The organism is Pseudomonas sp. PIC25 (assembly GCF_002286785.1).
In the GTDB taxonomy this organism is placed as follows: Bacteria; Pseudomonadota; Gammaproteobacteria; order Pseudomonadales; family Pseudomonadaceae; genus Pseudomonas_M.
The window spans coordinates 35157-51892 of record NZ_MUJY01000032.1; the positions used below are offsets into that span (position 1 = coordinate 35157).

The 16736-nt window shown below is 65.3% G+C and carries 17 protein-coding genes; 11 read left to right on the forward strand and 6 right to left on the reverse strand.

Features of this window, described 5'->3' with window-relative positions; genetic code table 11:
- Positions 1-13 precede the first annotated feature (13 nt).
- Positions 14-1204, forward strand: coding sequence for a PLP-dependent aspartate aminotransferase family protein (locus BZL41_RS01445; protein ID WP_095597652.1), 1191 nt, complete (start codon positions 14-16; stop codon positions 1202-1204).
- A 2-nt stretch (positions 1205-1206) separates the two neighbouring features.
- Here BZL41_RS01445 and tcyN read toward each other — a convergent pair whose 3' ends face one another.
- The 4 genes from tcyN to BZL41_RS01465 all read right to left on the reverse strand — a co-directional run bounded on the left by tcyN (position 1207) and on the right by BZL41_RS01465 (position 4703).
- On the reverse strand, positions 1207-1959 hold the full coding sequence (gene tcyN, locus BZL41_RS01450) for an L-cystine ABC transporter ATP-binding protein TcyN (protein ID WP_095597653.1): 753 nt from the start codon (positions 1957-1959) through the stop codon (positions 1207-1209).
- Positions 1959-2627, reverse strand: a complete 669-nt coding sequence (gene tcyL / locus BZL41_RS01455) for a cystine ABC transporter permease (RefSeq protein ID WP_084339310.1) — start codon at positions 2625-2627, stop codon at positions 1959-1961. The genes tcyN and tcyL overlap by 1 nt, the downstream gene beginning before the upstream one ends.
- Positions 2624-3424 carry a cystine ABC transporter substrate-binding protein gene (gene tcyJ, locus BZL41_RS01460; protein ID WP_095597654.1) on the reverse strand — a complete coding sequence of 267 codons (801 nt, stop codon included), beginning with the start codon at positions 3422-3424 and terminating at the stop codon, positions 2624-2626. The genes tcyL and tcyJ overlap by 4 nt, the downstream gene beginning before the upstream one ends.
- A gap of 277 nt (positions 3425-3701) precedes the next feature.
- A complete protein-coding gene (locus BZL41_RS01465) occupies positions 3702-4703 on the reverse strand; it encodes a D-cysteine desulfhydrase (protein WP_095597655.1) in 1002 nt (333 codons plus the stop codon).
- Between the two features lie 120 nt (positions 4704-4823).
- Between BZL41_RS01465 and BZL41_RS01470 the strand changes: the two genes are divergently transcribed.
- Complete coding sequence (locus BZL41_RS01470; protein ID WP_095597656.1) at positions 4824-5603, forward strand: DNA-formamidopyrimidine glycosylase family protein; 780 nt, start codon at positions 4824-4826, stop codon at positions 5601-5603.
- Here the strand turns inward: BZL41_RS01470 and dibA are convergent.
- A complete protein-coding gene (gene dibA, locus BZL41_RS01475; protein ID WP_256578057.1) occupies positions 5574-7505 on the reverse strand; it encodes a phosphodiesterase DibA in 1932 nt (643 codons plus the stop codon). The genes BZL41_RS01470 and dibA overlap by 30 nt on opposite strands.
- 154 nt (positions 7506-7659) lie before the next feature.
- Here dibA and desA point away from each other — a divergent pair, with 154 nt between their 5' ends.
- Positions 7660-8850 carry a delta-9 fatty acid desaturase DesA gene (gene desA / locus BZL41_RS01480; RefSeq protein ID WP_095597658.1) on the forward strand — a complete coding sequence of 397 codons (1191 nt, stop codon included), beginning with the start codon at positions 7660-7662 and terminating at the stop codon, positions 8848-8850.
- Positions 8851-8907: 57 nt separating this feature from the next.
- Here desA and BZL41_RS01485 read toward each other — a convergent pair whose 3' ends face one another.
- A complete protein-coding gene (locus BZL41_RS01485; RefSeq protein WP_095597659.1) occupies positions 8908-9363 on the reverse strand; it encodes an OsmC family protein in 456 nt (151 codons plus the stop codon).
- Positions 9364-9479: 116 nt separating this feature from the next.
- Here BZL41_RS01485 and BZL41_RS01490 point away from each other — a divergent pair, with 116 nt between their 5' ends.
- The 8 genes from BZL41_RS01490 (at position 9480) to BZL41_RS01525 (ending at position 16647) form a co-directional block, all read left to right on the forward strand.
- Positions 9480-9803, forward strand: coding sequence for a metalloregulator ArsR/SmtB family transcription factor (locus BZL41_RS01490; protein WP_095597660.1), 324 nt, complete (start codon positions 9480-9482; stop codon positions 9801-9803).
- On the forward strand, positions 9800-10234 hold the full coding sequence (locus BZL41_RS01495) for a YeeE/YedE family protein (protein ID WP_095597661.1): 435 nt from the start codon (positions 9800-9802) through the stop codon (positions 10232-10234). The genes BZL41_RS01490 and BZL41_RS01495 overlap by 4 nt, the downstream gene beginning before the upstream one ends.
- A gap of 2 nt (positions 10235-10236) precedes the next feature.
- The gene (locus tag BZL41_RS01500; RefSeq protein WP_095597662.1) at positions 10237-10656 is read left to right on the forward strand and encodes a YeeE/YedE family protein; all 420 of its coding nucleotides are present in this window, start codon (positions 10237-10239) and stop codon (positions 10654-10656) included.
- 14 nt (positions 10657-10670) lie between these two features.
- The gene (locus tag BZL41_RS01505) at positions 10671-10865 is read left to right on the forward strand and encodes a DUF2892 domain-containing protein (RefSeq protein ID WP_095597663.1); all 195 of its coding nucleotides are present in this window, start codon (positions 10671-10673) and stop codon (positions 10863-10865) included.
- A gap of 249 nt (positions 10866-11114) precedes the next feature.
- Complete coding sequence (locus BZL41_RS01510; RefSeq protein ID WP_095597664.1) at positions 11115-11978, forward strand: MBL fold metallo-hydrolase; 864 nt, start codon at positions 11115-11117, stop codon at positions 11976-11978.
- Positions 11979-11993: 15 nt separating this feature from the next.
- The gene (locus BZL41_RS01515) at positions 11994-13733 is read left to right on the forward strand and encodes a bifunctional protein tyrosine phosphatase family protein/NAD(P)/FAD-dependent oxidoreductase (protein WP_095597665.1); all 1740 of its coding nucleotides are present in this window, start codon (positions 11994-11996) and stop codon (positions 13731-13733) included.
- Complete coding sequence (locus BZL41_RS01520) at positions 13730-15481, forward strand: SulP family inorganic anion transporter (protein WP_095597666.1); 1752 nt, start codon at positions 13730-13732, stop codon at positions 15479-15481. The genes BZL41_RS01515 and BZL41_RS01520 overlap by 4 nt, the downstream gene beginning before the upstream one ends.
- A 173-nt stretch (positions 15482-15654) precedes the next feature.
- On the forward strand, positions 15655-16647 hold the full coding sequence (locus BZL41_RS01525; protein WP_095597667.1) for a sensor domain-containing diguanylate cyclase: 993 nt from the start codon (positions 15655-15657) through the stop codon (positions 16645-16647).
- Positions 16648-16736 lie beyond the last annotated feature (89 nt).

Sequence of the window (16736 nt, forward strand, 5' to 3'; positions counted from 1 at the left end):
AGCGGAGCCTCCCATGTCCGAACGTCCCCTCGGCGTCTCCACCCGTGCCGTGCACAGCGGCAACGACATCGACCAGCACATGGTCACCCGGGCCAAGAGCCTGCCGATCTACGAAACCTCTGTATTCGTCTACGACAGCTTGGCGCAGGTCGACGATTTTCTTGCCGGCAACCCGGACAACTACATGTACACCCGCATCGGCAACCCCAACCAGGCGGCGCTGGAAGCGCTGGTGCGCGACCTCGAGGGCGGCGAGGCGGCCTTGTTCTCCGCTTCCGGCATGGCCGCCATCAGCGCCGCGCTGCTCGGTCTGCTGAGCGCCGGCGACCACCTGATCGCCAGCCGCGAGCTGTACGGCACCACCCAGAGCTTGATCGAGAAGGAACTGAGCCGTTTCGGCATCGCTTCCACCCTGGTGGACATCGGCGACCTCGACGCGGTGAAGGCGGCGATCACCCCGGCGACGCGCCTGATCTACACCGAGACCGCCTCCAACCCCCTGGTGCGGGTGAGCGACGTGCCGGCCCTGGCCGCGCTGGCCAAGGCCCACGGCCTCAAGCTGCTGGTGGACAACACCTTTCTCTCGCCGGCGCTGTACCGGCCGCTGGCCGACGGCGCCGACCTGGTGCTGCACAGCACCACCAAGTACCTCAACGGCCACAGCGACGCTACCGGCGGCATCCTGGTCGGCGATGCCGACTGGATCGCCCAGGCACGCCGATTCCAGATCAACGCCGGCGGCAGCGCCAGCCCATTCGAGGCCTGGCTGACCTTCCGTGGCGCCAAGACGCTGGCTTTGCGTATGCAGGCCCACTCGCGCAATGCCCAGGCGTTGGCCGAGGCGCTGGAAGCGCACCCGCGTGTGGCCAAGGTGCATTACCCGGGGCTCGCCTCGCATCCCGACTACGACCTGGCCCGGCGCCTCTTCGGCAAGGGCTGCTCGGGCATGCTCAGCTTTACCCTGCACGGCGGGCTGGACGAAGTGGACCGGCTGATGCGCGGGCTGCGGCACACCGCCTTCGCTCCATCCCTGGCCGGCGTCGCCAGCAGTATCAGCCATCCCGGCAAGACCTCTCACCGAGCCCTGTCGCCCGAGGCCCTGGCTGAGCTGGATATCCACGACGGCACCATCCGCGTCTCGGTAGGCATCGAGGATGCGGAGGATATTGTCGCGGATTTTGTGCGGGCTTTGGATGGGCTCTGAGCTCAGCGCGCGTCGCCGAGAAACTTGCTCAGAAACTGCCGGGTGCGCTCTTCGCGGGGCGCGCTGAACAACTGGCGGGCGTCGCCCTGTTCGACAATCACGCCCTTGTCGAGGAAGATCGCCCGGTTGGCCACGTCGCGGGCGAAGCTCATTTCATGGGTGACGATGACCATGGTGCGGCGCTCCTCGGCGAGGCTGCGGATGGTGGCGAGCACTTCGCCCACCAGTTCCGGATCCAGTGCCGAGGTGGGTTCGTCGAAGAGAATCACGTCCGGCTCCATGGCCAGCGCCCGGGCGATCGCCACGCGCTGCTGCTGGCCGCCGGAGAGGCGTTTCGGGTAGGCGTCTTCCTTGCCCGCCAGGCCGACCTTGGCCAGCAGGGCCCGGCCGCGCTCGACGGCACGCTCGCGCGGTTCTTTCTTCACATGCACCGGCCCTTCGATGACGTTTTCCAGCGCCGTGCGGTGCGGGAACAGGTTGAAGTTCTGGAAAACGAACCCGACGTGCTGGCGCAGCTTGCGGATCAGCCCTTGCTGCGGGCCGAGGGGACGGTCGGCGTCGATCTCGATACCGCCGACCTGGATGCGCCCGCCGCTAGGTTCCTCCAGCAGGTTGAGGCAGCGCAGCAGGGTGGTCTTGCCGGAGCCGCTGGGGCCGATGATGGCGACCACTTCGCCGGGCTGCACGTCCAGGTCGATGCCTTGGAGGACGCTCTGGCCCTTGAAGGCCTTGCTCAGGTTGCGGATGGAAATCATCAGGCGTCCTGCTCATGACGGTTGACCCTGGCTTCCAGGCGGCCCTGGAAGTGCGACAGCACGGTCGCCAGCAGCCAATAGATCAACGCCGCCGCCAGGTACATGGTGAAAATCTCGAAGGTTCGCGCGGTGATCAACTGCGCCTGGCGGAACAGCTCGGGCACCTGGATGGTGGCAGCCAGCGCGGTGTCCTTGACCAGCGAGATGAAGCTGTTGCCCAGCGGCGGCAGGGCGGTACGCGCGGCCTGGGGCAGGATCGCCCGGTACAGTGCCTGAACCTTGCTCATGCCGATGCTGGCGGCAGCCTCCCATTGGCCACGGTCGATGGAGGCAATGGCGGCACGAAGGATTTCCGAGGTGTAAGCGGCCATGTTCAGCGAGAAGCCGATCAGCGCCGCCGGCAGCGGCTCCAGTTGGATGCCGAGCTGCGGCAGGCCGTAGTAGATCATGAACAACTGGACCAGCAGCGGCGTGCCCCGGAAGAACGACACGTACACCCGGGCCACGCCGCGCAGCGGGGCGACGGCGTAGAGCCGGGTCAGGGCCAGTATGAAGCCGAGCAGCAGGCCGAAGAACATACCGCCGAGGCTGAGAATAACTGTGTAGAGGGCGCCCTTCAGCAGGAAGGGCGCGGAGTCCAGCGCAAGCTGCAGGCTGGTTTCGATCATTGCGTCACGTTAGCCTGGAACCATTTCTCGGAGAGTCGTTCGAGGGTGCCGTTTTCGCGCAGCGTGGCGATGGCCTTGTCCAGGGCGGCGAGCAGTTCCGGGTTGCCCTTGCGCAGGGCGATGCCGGCTTCCTGGCGGGAGAACGGCTCGCCGGCCACGGCCAGACGGCCGCCGGTCTTCTTGACCATTTCGAAGGCCGCCAGGCGATCCACCAGCACCGCGTCCAGGCGTCCGACAGCCAGGTCCTGGAACTTGGTCGGGTCATCATCGTAGGTGCGGATATCCGCCTGCGGAATGTTCTCCTTCAGCCATTGCTCGTAGTTGGTGCCGAGGCCGACGCCGACCTTCTTGCCGGCCAGGTCCTGGGCACTCTTGATGCTGTCCTCCTGGCCCTTGCGGGTCAGCGCCTGGATGCCGGAGACGGTGTAGGGCGCGGAGAAGTCGTATTTCTTCTTGCGCTCCTCGGAGATGGTCACTTGGTTGATCACCGCGTCCAGCCGCTTGGACTCGAGAGCGGCGAGGATGCCGTCCCACTTGGTCGGCTGGAACTCGACCTTGATCCCCAGCTCCTTGGCCAGCGCCTCGGCGAATTCCACCTCGAAGCCGGTCAGCTTGCCGTTTTCGTCCTGGTAGTTGAACGGCGGGTAGGTGCCCTCCAGGCCGATCTTGATACTGCCGCGCTGCTGGATGTCCTTGAGCAGGTCATCGGCGGCGCTAGCCAGGCCGGCGAACCCGGCCGCGAGGATGGCGGTCAGGCTGGCGAGCAGCAGGGGACGACGGAATGTAGCGAACGTCATGGAGCCTCCTTGATGAAGCGTTGGGTGACGCCACTATAGGCAGAAGCGCATATGCGCTGAAATGGTTAAAAGCGATCTGTTTATTTCTTTTTTGAATAAAGCAGTGTGATAGGTCGCACGAATACATAGACAGACTAGGCGAATACCCTGTTCTGGCCACCCATCTAACAGGCAATAGTTAGGTGCCGGATCAGTTCATTACGGCGGGCAGCACGAATCTCCCCTCTCCCGTTTACGGGAGAGGGGCCGGGGGAGAGGGGTTTGCCTTGCACAGAACCTAAGCCCCACTGGCCGGGCGATAGGCGAATAGCGCCGGAGCGCCGCCGGTGTGGAGGAACAGCAGCGGCCCCTCGCCGGGGAAGCGCTGGCGGACGATGCCGTCGAGCAGGCCGGCGAATGCCTTGCCGGTGTACACCGGGTCGAGCAGCAGGCCTTCCTGGCTTGCCACCAAGCGGATCGCCTCCAGGGTGCGCTCGTTCGGTTCGCCGTAGCGCGGGCCGAAATACTCGTCCCACAGTTCGACACGGAACGCCGCCGGCAACGGGCTGCCGAGCAGGTCGGCGGTGCGTTGCGCCAGCCCTTCGACTTTCGGTTGCTGGGCCGCCGCGCTGCGCGAGACGGTGACGCCGATCACCGGCAGTTCCGGGCGCACCTGTGCCAAGGCCAGTGCCAGTCCGGCGTGGGTGCCGGCGCTGCCGGAGGCCAGCACCACGGCGGAGAATGGCTCGCCGCAGGCGGCGATCTGTTCGGTCAATTCCAATCCGGCACGCACGTAGCCCAGGGCACCGAGGGCATTGGACCCGCCGATCGGCACGAGGTAAGGCTTACGGCCCAGTGTGCGCAGGCGTTCGGCATGGGCTTCGAGCAGGTCGTCGGCGTTGTCCAGGTTGTCCACTGTGATCACCTCTGCGCCGAACAGGTCGAGCAGCAGGCGGTTGCCGTTACCCAGGTAATTGGCGTCCTCGCTGCCGATGGGGTTCTCCAGCAGCGCGACACAGCCCAGGCCGAGCCGTGCAGCCACGGCGGCGGTCTGGCGCACGTGGTTGGACTGGATGGCGCCGGCGGTGAGCAGGGTATCGGCGCCGCCGCGCAAGGCGTCGGCCGCCAGGTACTCCAGTTTGCGCACCTTGTTGCCGCCCAGGGCGAAGGGCGTGGTGTCGTCCCGTTTCACATAGACCGTCCGACCGAGGTGGGCGGAAAGTCGCTCGAGTTTCTCCAACGCGGTGGGCGGTCCGAGCAGAGGCAGGCGAGGGAAATCGGAAAGACGGGGAAAGGGCATGGCGGGTCTCGCGATGGGACAGTGGGATCGTCTAAAGGTAGCCCAGCCGGGGGCGGGCCGGACGGAACGTCCAGACCCCGCACGGCTCCTACCTGAAACAGGCAGAAAAAGGCGTGAACCATGCCCGAAGGGCCTTCCATCGTCATCCTGCGGGAGGAGACCGCCCGGTTCGTCGGCGAGACCATCCTGCACGTCGAGGGCAACACCACCCAGGACAAGGCGCGGCTGGTTGGTCAGCCGGTGCTGGACATGCGCAGCTGGGGCAAGCACTTCCTCGTCCAGTTGCCGGGCTTCGTGCTGCGGATTCACTTTCTGCTGTTCGGCAGCTACAGCATCGACGCGCGCAAGGAAAACCGCTCGCCACGCTTGAGCCTGGGCTTCGCCAACGGCGAGCTGAACTTTTACGCCTGCTCCGTGCAATTCCTCGAAGGCCGCCTGGACGATCTCTACGACTGGTGCACGGACGTCATGGCCGACCAATGGGATGCCGCGGCGGCCCGGCGCAAGCTGCGCGAGCGTCCCGCCTTGCTGGCCTGCGATGCATTGCTCGACCAGACGCTGTTCGCCGGGTCCGGCAACATCATCAAGAACGAGGTGCTGTTCCGTATCCGCGTCCATCCGCTGTCGCAGGTCGGTGCGCTGCCGCCGGCCAAGTTGCGTGCGCTGGTGGAGCAGGTGCGGCAGTACGGCTTCGAGTTCCTCGCCTGGAAGAAAGCCTTCGTACTCAAGCGGCACTGGCTGGTGCATACCCGGACGGTCTGCCCGCGCTGTCGGATTCCGTTGGTCAAGGAGTACCTGGGCAAGACGCGGCGGCGCAGCTTCTTCTGCGAGCGCTGCCAGAAGCTCTATCGCCTGACGGGGCCGGCCGATTCAGATGTTGTCGGCCCAGAAGGTGGGTAGCGGGTGAGGCTTCAGGCGCAGCCGGTCGGCCGGCTGCGGGCGGCCGAACCAGTAGCCCTGGCCCAGTTCGCAACGGTGCTGGAGCAGGAACAGCGCTTGCTCCGGCTGCTCGATACCTTCGGCCAGGACGCTGAGGCCCAGGTTGTGCGCCAGGCCGATGACGGCGCGGGTGATGGCGGCATCCTCGCTGTCGTCCGGCAGGCCGGCGACGAAACCCTGATCGATCTTCAGCTTGTGTACCGGCAGGCGCTTGAGGCGTTGCAGCGAGGAATAGCCGGTACCGAAGTCGTCGATGGAAAGCCGCACGCCCAGGCGATGCAGGCGTTCGAGCAGTTCCAGCGCGGCATCGGGATTGTCCATCACCGCGCTTTCGGTGACCTCCAGCTCCAGGCAGGAGGGGGACAGGCCGGTCTCCTCCAGGACCTGGGCGACCCGCACGTCCAACTCGGCACGGCCGAACAGGCGGCTGGAAATGTTCACCGCGATGAACTGCAGCATGATCCCGGTCTGCTGCCACTGGCGCATCTGTCGACAGGCTTGCGCCAGTACCCATAGGTCGATGGCGCCGATCAGGCCGCTTTCTTCGGCGATCGGGATGAATTCCCCTGGCGGAACCAGACCGCGTTCCGGGTGCTCCCAGCGTACCAGGGATTCCACGCCCACCACCCGGCCGCTCTCCAGGTCGTGGATCGGCTGGTAATAGACGCGCAGCTCATCGTTCTCCAGCGCGTGGCGCAGGGCCGCCGCCAACTCGATGCGTTGCCGCGCCTGCTGGGTCAGCTCCTGGGTGTAGAAGGCATAGGATTCGCGCCCGCTGCTCTTGGCCTTGAACAGGGCCGAGTCGGCGTTGCGTAGCAGCTGATCGGCATTCTGCCCGTCCGTCGGAAACAGGCTGATGCCTACGCTGGCGCCGATGAAGAACTCCTGGCCGTTCAAGTTGAACGGGGTACTCATCAGGTCGAGTAGCCGCTGGGCCTTCGCCCCGGCTTGGGCGGCCTGGTCCAGGTCTTCGCAGAGCAGGCCGAATTCGTCGCCACCCAGGCGGGCCAGGGTGGTTGCGCCGCTCTGGAGGCTGGCGAAGCGCTCCGCCACGGCCTTCAGCAGCTGATCGCCGACGTTGTGGCCGAGGCTTTCGTTGATGTGCTTGAAGTGGTCGAGGTCGATCAGCAGCAGCGCGCCGCCCGGCCTGTCCGGTTGCTGGCGCTGCAGGGCCTGTTCGATCCGTTCGCTGAACAGCAGGCGGTTCGGCAGGTCGGTGAGCGGGTCGTAGTTCGCCAGGTGGTTCAGCTCGCTCTGCGAATGCCGGATTGCGCTGAGATCGGAAAACACCGCGACATAGTGGCTGGGCACGCCGGCCTCGTCATGGATGACCCGGATGCAGTGCCATTGCGGGTACACCTCGCCGCTCTTGCGCCGGTTCCACACCTCGCCGCTCCAGAAGCCTTGGCGCTGCAGGGTTTGCCACATTTCTTCGTAGAACTGCCGGTCGTGGCGGCCGGACTTCAGCAGGCTCGGGTTCTGGCCCAGCACTTCCTTCGCCGCGTAGCCGGTGATGCGGCTGAAAGCCGGGTTCACATGGACGATGCGGTTGTTCCTGTCGGCCACCAGCACGCCTTCCTGGGTGCTCTCGAACACGGCGGCGGCCTGGCGCAGGCGGCTTTCATGATTGAGCCGGGCTTTGAGCAGTAGCGTCACGCGGCCCAGGTTCAGCCGGATCAGGCCGTACAGCAAGGCGCTGGAGGCGGCGACGAAGAGCAGCCCCTTGGCGGTCTGCCATTCGGCCAGCCGTCTGGTGTCCCCGGCCAGCCACAGGGCGATGCCGTCGCTGAAAAGAATCCAGAAACTCGCGAAGACGAGATAGATCAGGCTGATGCGCAACGCGCTCTGCTGGAGTTTCTTCAAGGGGGTAGTCCTGCGGGCATGCGGCGAGTATAGCGTGATGGCACAGTGCCCTGTCTTATCTAAAAGACGGACTGGTTTTCTGGCCCCGGTCAGTGATAATGCGGCGATGCTTGTTCGACAAGCTGCGTTTCCATCCTCCGAGGGCAATACCCGCATGTGGTACAACGGTTTTCTCGATCTGTCACCGTGGCAACTGGTGGCGGTCACCTTGGTACTGACCCATATCACCATCGTCAGCGTCACTGTCTATCTTCATCGTTACTCCGCGCACCGCGCACTGGAACTGCACCCCGCGCTCAAGCACTTCTTCCGCTTCTGGCTGTGGATGACCACCGCCATGAACACCCGTGAATGGACCGCCATCCACCGTAAGCACCACGCCAAGTGCGAAACCGTGGACGACCCGCACAGCCCGGTGATCAAGGGCCTGTCCACCGTGATGCGCAAGGGCGCCGAGCTGTACAAGGAAGAGGCGAAGAACGAGGACACCCTGCGTATCTATGGCAAGAACTGCCCCGAGGACTGGATCGAGCGCAACGTCTACAGCCGCTACCCGAACCTGGGTGTGACCCTGATGGCGCTGATCGACCTGGCGCTGTTCGGCGCCCTCGGCCTGACCGTCTGGGCCGTGCAGATGATCTGGATTCCGTTCTGGGCGGCCGGTGTGATCAACGGCCTCGGCCATGCGGTGGGCTACCGCAACTTCGAATGCCGCGATGCCGCGACCAACCTGGTGCCCTGGGGCATCCTGATCGGCGGCGAAGAGCTGCACAACAACCACCACACCTACCCGAACTCGGCCAAGCTGTCGGTGAAAAAGTGGGAGTTCGACATCGGTTTCGCCTGGATCAAGCTGTTCAGCCTGTTCGGCCTGGCCAAGGTCGCCCGCGTGGCGCCCATCGCCCACCGTGTGGAAGGCAAGGGCCAGCTGGACATGGACACCGCCATGGCCATCCTCAACAACCGTTTCCAGATCATGGCGCAGTACCGCAAGCTGGTGATCGCGCCGCTGGTGAAACAGGAACTGGCCAAGGCCGACGAGTCGGTCCGCCATCTGTTCCGTCGTGCCAAGCGCCTGCTGTCGCGCGAAACCAGCCTGCTGGAAGAGCGTCACCAAATGCGCATCCAGGAGATGCTGGCGCACAGCCAGGCGCTGAAGGTGATCTATGAGAAGCGCCTAGCCCTGCAGCAGATCTGGGTCAAGACCAGCGCCAACGGCCACGATATGCTCGCGGCCATCAAGGAGTGGGTCCACGAGGCGGAAGCCAGCGGCATCCAGTCGCTGCGAGAATTCGCCGAGCAGCTCAAGACCTATTCGCTGCGCCCGGCACCGGCCATCGCCTGATCGCCGACGCATCGCCAGAACGCCCCGACCGGTTCGGGGCGTTCTGCTTTTCGGGGTTCACTCGCCTTTCAGCAACTGGCCGTCGCGGTCGAACACCCGCAGGCGGATCGGAATGCCCGCCGCCACGCTCTGCGACACAGTGCAGAACGCCTCGAACTGATCGAGAATGCGCGGGATGTGCTGCATCTCCGCCGCCGGCTTGCCGAGGCTGAGATCCACTTCGATACCCACTACCCGCTGGCGGTTCTCCGCATTGCGCCCGACCTCCGCGACGGCGTTGGCGGACAACGGCTCGGCGTCCTGCTTGAACTTGCGCAGGGCGAACAGCAGGCTGTCGGTCAGGCAGTTGGCGACCGCCGCGAGCAACAGTTGCACCGGGCTCGGTCCCTGGCTCTGGCCGAGGGGCGGCGGCTCGTCGGCGGTCAGGGGCGGAACGCCGTCGTCGAACGCCAGGGTGCAGCGGTAATCCTCTTCCTGCCGCAGGCGCAGGTGAATCCGTTGGTTGTCGCTCATTGCATTCTCCAGTACAGATGGCGGTTTGCCGGCACCGATTCGACCGTTAAGCCGATGCGGCTTGAAATCATTCTATCAATATATATATTGTAAATAATATAACTGAAAGGCTCGCTATGACCTCATCGGAAATCGATATCCAGCAGTTGCGCGCCAATGCAGATGCCGCTGGCCAGTTGCTCAAGGCCCTGGCCAATCCTGACCGGCTCCTGCTGCTCTGTCAGCTTTCCCAAGGCGAACGCAACGTCAGCGACCTGGAGGCCCTGCTCGGCATCCAGCAACCGACGCTATCGCAACAATTAGCGGTGCTGCGCCGCGAGGGGCTGGTGGAAACCCGCCGCGAGGGCAAGCAGATCTTTTACCGGATCAGTAGTCCGGCGGCCTTGGCCGTGATCAATACCTTGTACCAACTGTTCTGCGAGGGGCAGGAAAACCAATGACTATCGACTGGACGAACTTCACCCCCTGGAGCGCACTTGCCGGCGGCATTCTGATCGGCATTGCGGCCGGGTCGTTCGTCCTCTTCAACGGCCGGATCGCCGGTATCAGCGGATTGCTCGGCAGCCTGCTGGAGCCCGGCGCCGAGGGGCGTGGCGAGAAGGCGCTGTTCCTGCTCGGCCTGCTGCTGGCGCCGTTGCTCTGGCTGCTGTCCGGCGCACTGCCCGAGGTGGAATTCCAGACTGGCTGGCCGGGGCTGGTCGCCGCCGGCCTGCTGGTGGGCGTCGGTACCCGCTACGGTGCCGGTTGCACCAGCGGACACGGTGTCTGCGGCATGGCCCGGTTGTCGCCACGCTCGCTGGTGGCGGTCCTGTGTTTCATGGCCAGCGGTTTCGCCACTGTGTTTGCCCTGCGTCACCTTCTGGGGGGCTGAGCATGCGCAAACTGACAGCATTCGCCGCCGGCCTGCTGTTTGGTCTCGGCCTGCTGCTGGCGGGCATGGCCAACCCGGCCAAGGTGCTCGGGTTTCTCGACCTGGCGGGTGCCTGGGACCCGTCCCTGGCGCTGGTGATGGTGGGTGGCATCGGTGCCGCGCTGCTGCCGTTCGCCTGGGCGCGCCGGCATGAACGCTCGCTGCTGGGTGCGCCCATACAGTTGCCGCGCAAGCGTGAGCTGGATCGCCGCCTGATCGTCGGCAGCCTCGTCTTCGGCGTCGGCTGGGGCATCGCCGGTATCTGCCCCGGCCCGGCGCTGGCGATCCTGCTCACCGGGCATTGGCAGGTGCTGCTGTTCGTTCTGGCGATGATCGCCGGGATGTTGCTGTACACCGCGCTGGAGCGACGGCGCGCCCACTGACCCTGGAGGTCATCATGAAAGCCAATGTTGGAACCCTCGACCGTGGCCTGCGCATCGCCGCCGGCCTGATTCTGATCGGCCTCAGCCTGAGCGGCGTGATCGGCCTGTGGGGCTGGATCGGGGTGGTGCCGATTGCCACCGGCCTGTTCAGGTTCTGTCCCGCCTATTCGCTGCTCGGGCTGAATACCTGCCGTAACCGGCCCCACTGATCCCGACCTGCATCTACACGACGACCGAGGCGTTGGCTCGGTCGTCGCGTCTTGCCATCCTTTCGACAGCTCTCTGCGACTATCGTCGAATCACCATTATTTTTCTTTTGAATCAGATAGTTACTATGGCTTAGGGCGTAGGGGAAGAAGGCTCCTCTCTTATATTCTTAAAAGGTCTAAGTATAGAACCAAATAACAGTTACGCTCTTCATTAACTATCCCGTTCCGCGATTCTTGAGGATGACGAACATGCAACCCCACGTTGAAGCCTTCTTCGATCCGCACACCTTCACTTACAGCTATGTGGTCAGCGACCTCGCCACCGGGCGCTGCGCCATCGTCGACTCGGTGCTCGACTACGATCCGGCGGCGGGGCGCACCTCCTTCGCCAGCGCCGATCGCCTGATCGCCTATGTCCGCGAGCAAGGGCTGACGGTCGAATGGCTGCTGGAAACCCACGTACACGCCGACCACCTGTCCGCCGCGCCCTATCTGAAGCAGGCGCTGGGCGGCCGGCTGGCTATCGGCGACCGCATCACTGTGGTCCAGGGCGTCTTCGGCAAGTTGTTCAACGTCGGCAGCGAATTCGCCACCGACGGCAGCCAGTTCGATCACCTGTTCCACGACGGCGACCGCTTCACCATCGGCACCCTCGAAGCCCGTGCCCTGCATACACCGGGCCACACCCCGGCGTGCATGACCTATGTGATCGGCGATGCCGCCTTTGTCGGCGACACCCTGTTCATGCCGGACTACGGCACCGCCCGTTGCGACTTCCCCGGTGGCGATGCGCGGGTGCTGTACCGCTCGATCCGCAAGCTGTTCGAGCTGCCCGACGATACCCGCCTGTTCATGTGCCACGACTACAAGGCGTCGGGGCGCGAAGACTTTCGCTACCAGACCAGCGTGGCCGAGGAGCGTGCGCATAACGTGCACGTCCATGAAGGCGTCAGCGAGGACGACTTCGTCGCCATGCGCAGCGCCCGCGACGCTACCCTGGGCATGCCTACGCTGATCCTGCCGTCGGTGCAGGTGAATATGTGTGCCGGTGAGCTGCCGCCCGCCGAGGGCAACGGCACTCGCTATCTGAAAATCCCGTTGAACGTGCTCTGAGCGGAGGTCCGCGTCATGGATTCGTTGAAACGCCTCACCCCGTTCATCGCCGTTGCCGCTCAGTTACAGCCGGCCGACATGGGCACCCTGGCTGCCGCCGGCTACCGCTGTGTGATCAACAACCGCCCCGATGGCGAAGGCGAGGGCCAGCCGACCTCCGCCGAGATGGAAGCGGCCGCCAAGGCCAGCGGGCTGGATTACCACTATCTGCCGGTGATTTCCGGGCAGATCGGCGATGACGACGTCGCCGCTTTCACTGCGCTGCTCGACCAGGTGCGAGGGCCGGTCCTGGCGTTCTGCCGCACCGGCACTCGCTCCACCAGCCTGTGGGCGTTGAGCGAGGCGCATCACCTCGACCCCGAGACGTTGATGACGGCGGCAAAGGCTGCGGGTTACGACCTCGTCGGGCTGTTGCCGCGTCTGGAACAGCGCTGGCAGCAGGCGCCACACACCGAGGCGATCCAGCCGCCGACCCATACCGCCCGCTACGACGTCCTGGTCGTGGGCGGTGGCGCGGCGGGATGCGCCGTGACCGCCAGCCTGCTGCGGCGCGATCCCGGCCTGCGTATCGCAGTGATCGAGCCGCGCGAGCAGCACTACTACCAGCCGGGCTGGACGCTGGTTGGCGCCGGTGTGTTCGACCGTGCCCGCACCGAGCGGCCGATGTCCCGCTGCATTCCCAAGGGCGCGCAATGGGTGCGTGCGGCGGTGGCGGGTTTCGAACCTGAACAGCAGCGGGTGGTGCTGGAGGATGGCAATCGCCTGGGCTACCGGGTGCTGGTGGTCTGCCCCGGCCTGACCCTGGAATGGGGTGCCATCGAAGGCTTGCAGGAGACCCTCGGCAAGCACGGCGTGACGTCCAACTACCAGTTCGAGCTGGCGCCTTACACCTGGCAGCAGGTGCAGGCGCTGCGCCACGGTCGGGCGTTGTTCACCCAGCCGCCCATGCCGATCAAGTGCGCCGGCGCGCCGCAGAAGGCCATGTACCTGTCCTGCGACTGGTGGCATCGCCAGGGTGTGCTGAAAGACATCGAGGTGGAGTTCTGCTCGGCGGGTGCGGTGCTGTTCGGTGTCGCCGACTTCGTGCCGCCGCTGATGCGATACGTTGAGCGCTACGGTGCGCAACTGAATTTCAACACCAACCTGGTGGCGGTCGACGGACCGGCGCACAAGGCCTGGTTCAAGCCGACCGCAGCCGAAGGCGGCGCCCTCGTCGAGAAGGACTTCGACTTCCTGCACGTGGTCCCGCCGCAACGTGCACCGGCCTTCATCCGCCAGAGCCCGCTGGCCAACGCCGACGGTTGGCTGGAGGCCGATCACGAGACCCTGCGCCATCCGCGCTACGGCAACATCTTCAGCCTCGGCGATGTGTGCGCCGCACCCAACGCGAAGACTGCCGCGGCAGTACGCAAGCAGGCTCCGGTGGTCGCCGAGAACGTCCTGGCGGTGCTCGCCGGCCGCGGCCCGCAGGCGCTGTATGACGGTTACGGCTCATGCCCGCTGACGGTGGAGCGCGGCAAGGTGGTGCTGGCCGAGTTCGGCTACGGCGGCAAGCTGCTGCCCACCTTTCCCCTGGACCCGCGAGTTCCCCGGCGTATGGCCTGGGACCTGAAGGTGAAGGCGATGCCGAGCATCTATTTCGACCTGATGCTGCGCGGTCGCGAATGGCTTGCCGAGCCCCATCGCCTGCCCCATGAGCCGCGTCCGGTGGAGGCGACGCCGGCCTGCGACTTCCAGCAGGAGAAGCGTGGATGAAACTGCGCCGCTGGCTGCCCTGCCTCGAATGGGGGCGGCATTACGATCGCTCGATGGCTGCCCAGGATGGGCTGGCCGCGTTGATCGTGACGCTGATGTTGATCCCGCAGAGCCTGGCCTACGCCATGCTCGCCAGCCTGCCGCCGGTGGCCGGGCTCTACGCCAGCATCCTGCCCCTGCTGGCCTACGCCCTGTTCGGCTCCAGCCGTACCCTGGCGGTGGGGCCGGTGGCGGTGGTCTCGCTGATGACCGCGGCGACGCTCGACCCGCTGTTCCCCGCCGGCAGCGCCGATTACGTCGGTGCCGCCATGCTGCTGGCGTTGCTGTCGGGGCTGCTGCTGGCCGGCATGGCGCTGCTGCGGTTGGGCTTCGTCGCCAACTTCCTCAGCCACCCGGTGATTTCCGGGTTCATCAGCGCTTCCGGCCTGCTGATCGCCGTCGGTCAGCTCAAGCATGTCCTGGGGGTGCCGGTTGCCGGCGACACCTTGGCGCAGCTCGTGCCCGCCCTGGTGGCCAGCCTGCCGCAGACGCACCTGCCCACGCTGGCAATCGGCGCGACCAGCCTGGTGTTCCTCTGGTGGGTGCGTTCGCGTCTCAAGCCGCTGTTGGTGAAGCTCGGCCTGAGGACCGGTCTGGCCGGCAACCTGGCCAAGGCCGGGCCGGTACTGGCAATCCTGATCTCTGTACTGACGGTCTCCGCGCTGCACCTGGATCAGGCCGGGGTGAAGGTGGTGGGGGCGATTCCCCAAGGCTTGCCGGGGCTGGCGTTACCGACGCTGGACCTGTCGCTGGCGCTGCAACTGTTGCCGGCGGCTTTGCTGATCAGCCTGGTCGGCTTCGTCGAATCGGTGTCGGTGGCGCAGACCCTGGCCGCCAAGCGCCGCGAACGCATCGAACCGGACAGCGAACTGCTCGGCCTCGGTACGGCCAACCTGGCGGCGGCGGTGAGCGGCGGCTTTCCGGTCACCGGTGGCTTCGCCCGTTCAGTGGTGAATTTCGACGCCGGGGCGAGGACGCCCATGGCCGGTGTGCTCACAGCCGTGGGGATCGCCGTCACCGTGCTGCTGTTCACTCCGCTGTTCCACAACTTGCCCCAGGCGGTGCTGGCGGCGACCATCATCGTCGCCGTGCTCAGCTTGGTGGACCTCGGCGCGCTGCGCCGCACCTGGCGCTTCTCCCGGCAGGACGGCGCGGCCCAGTTCGCCACGTTGGCCGGGGTGCTGCTGCTGGGTGTCGAAACGGGCATCCTGATCGGCGTCGGGCTGTCGTTACTGCTGTTCCTCTGGCGAACCAGCCGCCCGCACATGGCGGTGGTCGGCCAACTGCCGGGCAGCGAGCATTTCCGCAATGTCGAGCGTTTCGATGTGGTGGAAAGCCCCGGCGTGCTGTCGCTGCGGGTGGACGAGAGCCTGTATTTCCCCAATGCGCGCTATTTGGAGGAACGCATCGCCGCCCTGGTGGCGGCGCGGCCGCAGGTGCGTCATCTGGTGCTGATGTGCTCCGGAGTCAACCTGATCGATGCCAGCGCCCTGGACAGCCTGGAGGCCATCGTCGAACGCCTGCATGCCGCCGGGGTGCAACTGCACCTGTCGGAAGTGAAGGGCCCGGTGATGGACCAGCTCAGGCGCTCGGACTTTCTCGAACGCTTCGGCGGGCGCGTATTCGTCAGCCAGTACGAAGCGCTCTGCGCACTGGACCCGCTCAGCGTGGCGCGGGCGAGCCGCCGGACGCCGCTCGCCCGTTCCTGACGCGCCGTCGTCCGGATCAACCGTTGATCGGCACGCTTCGCTGGCGCGCAGGCTGACCGGAACTTCATGCGCTGTAATTCATCTGATGAGTGCTCGCCATCCGGCGGGCTTCATTGTGCCCGTATGCCTGCGGCATACGTCAGGAATAGCCCTCCAGTTTTGGGTCGTGCTAGATGGATAGCAAAAACGAGCTTCCCGTTTCAGAAATCGCCGAGCTGCCGGCTCCCGCCGAGACGCTGCTCGCGCTGATGCATGCGCGTGCCGAAGTGGCACGGCTGAGCGAGCGCGAACAACTGTTCAGTTCGCTGCTGGCCAGCGTGAATGCCGTGCTCTGGGCCTTCGACTGGGAAGCCAGGAAGATGATCTACGTCAGCCCGGCCTACGAGCGCATCTTCGGCCGCTCCGCCGCGCTGCTGCTCGCCGACTATGGCGAATGGCTCAACAGCATCTATCCGGACGACCTCGATTACGCCGAGCAGAGCCTCGCCGAAGTGATCGAGAAAGGCGCCATCGAGGTCCGCGAGTACCGGATCATCCGTGCCGACGGGCAGATCCGCTGGCTCAGCGACAAGTGCTTCGTCAGCCAGCGCGGCGAGACCGGCAAGCCGCCGATCGTGGTGGGCATCGCCGAAGACATCACCGAGAAGAAACAACTGGAAGGCGAACTCCATCGCCTCGCCACCACCGACGTGCTGACCCAGAGCAGCAACCGCCGGCACTTCTTCGAATGCGCCCAGCGCGAATTCGAACTGGCGCGGCAGTACGGCAACCCGCTGGCGTTCCTCTTGCTGGACATCGATGACTTCAAGCGGATCAACGACACCCATGGCCACCAGACCGGCGACCTGGTTTTGCAGCGCGTCGCCCAATGCGGCGCCGGCGCCCTGCGACGGGGCGACCTGTTCGGGCGGATCGGTGGCGAAGAGTTCGCCGCGGTCTTCCCCGGTTGCGCCCCGGAACTGGCGCAACAGATCGCCGAGCGTCTACAGCGGGAAATCCAGCGCCTGGTCATCCATGTCGACGGCGAGTCGTTCGGCGTCACAGTGAGCCAGGGGCTGACCTGCCTCGGCCCGAAGGACACCAGCCTCAGCGCCCTGTTCGCCCGTGCAGACGCAGCTATGTACCAAGCCAAGCGCCAAGGCAAGAACCAGATCGTTCTGGCCTGAATCGAAGGGCGTGCCGGTAATGTGGTGCGCCCTTTTCTTAATTAAGGAATAAGTAAATAATTTCTTATTCCTTAACTCATATAAGGTGT

Excerpts from the sequence above, each read along its gene's own strand:
- BZL41_RS01470 (WP_095597656.1), top strand. The coding sequence starts at position 4,824 with ATGCCCGAAGGGCCTTCCATCGTCATCCTGCGGGAGGAGACCGCCCGG.
- BZL41_RS01445 (WP_095597652.1), top strand. The coding sequence starts at position 14 with ATGTCCGAACGTCCCCTCGGCGTCTCCACCCGTGCCGTGCACAGCGGC.
- BZL41_RS01500 (WP_095597662.1), top strand. The coding sequence starts at position 10,237 with ATGCGCAAACTGACAGCATTCGCCGCCGGCCTGCTGTTTGGTCTCGGC.
- BZL41_RS01465 (WP_095597655.1), bottom strand. The coding sequence starts at position 4,703 with ATGCCCTTTCCCCGTCTTTCCGATTTCCCTCGCCTGCCTCTGCTCGGA.
- tcyL (WP_084339310.1), bottom strand. The coding sequence starts at position 2,627 with ATGATCGAAACCAGCCTGCAGCTTGCGCTGGACTCCGCGCCCTTCCTG.
- tcyJ (WP_095597654.1), bottom strand. The coding sequence starts at position 3,424 with ATGACGTTCGCTACATTCCGTCGTCCCCTGCTGCTCGCCAGCCTGACC.
- tcyN (WP_095597653.1), bottom strand. The coding sequence starts at position 1,959 with ATGATTTCCATCCGCAACCTGAGCAAGGCCTTCAAGGGCCAGAGCGTC.
- BZL41_RS01525 (WP_095597667.1), top strand. The coding sequence starts at position 15,655 with ATGGATAGCAAAAACGAGCTTCCCGTTTCAGAAATCGCCGAGCTGCCG.
- BZL41_RS01490 (WP_095597660.1), top strand. The coding sequence starts at position 9,480 with ATGACCTCATCGGAAATCGATATCCAGCAGTTGCGCGCCAATGCAGAT.
- desA (WP_095597658.1), top strand. The coding sequence starts at position 7,660 with ATGTGGTACAACGGTTTTCTCGATCTGTCACCGTGGCAACTGGTGGCG.
- BZL41_RS01505 (WP_095597663.1), top strand. The coding sequence starts at position 10,671 with ATGAAAGCCAATGTTGGAACCCTCGACCGTGGCCTGCGCATCGCCGCC.
- BZL41_RS01510 (WP_095597664.1), top strand. The coding sequence starts at position 11,115 with ATGCAACCCCACGTTGAAGCCTTCTTCGATCCGCACACCTTCACTTAC.
- BZL41_RS01495 (WP_095597661.1), top strand. The coding sequence starts at position 9,800 with ATGACTATCGACTGGACGAACTTCACCCCCTGGAGCGCACTTGCCGGC.
- BZL41_RS01520 (WP_095597666.1), top strand. The coding sequence starts at position 13,730 with ATGAAACTGCGCCGCTGGCTGCCCTGCCTCGAATGGGGGCGGCATTAC.
- BZL41_RS01515 (WP_095597665.1), top strand. The coding sequence starts at position 11,994 with ATGGATTCGTTGAAACGCCTCACCCCGTTCATCGCCGTTGCCGCTCAG.
- BZL41_RS01485 (WP_095597659.1), bottom strand. The coding sequence starts at position 9,363 with ATGAGCGACAACCAACGGATTCACCTGCGCCTGCGGCAGGAAGAGGAT.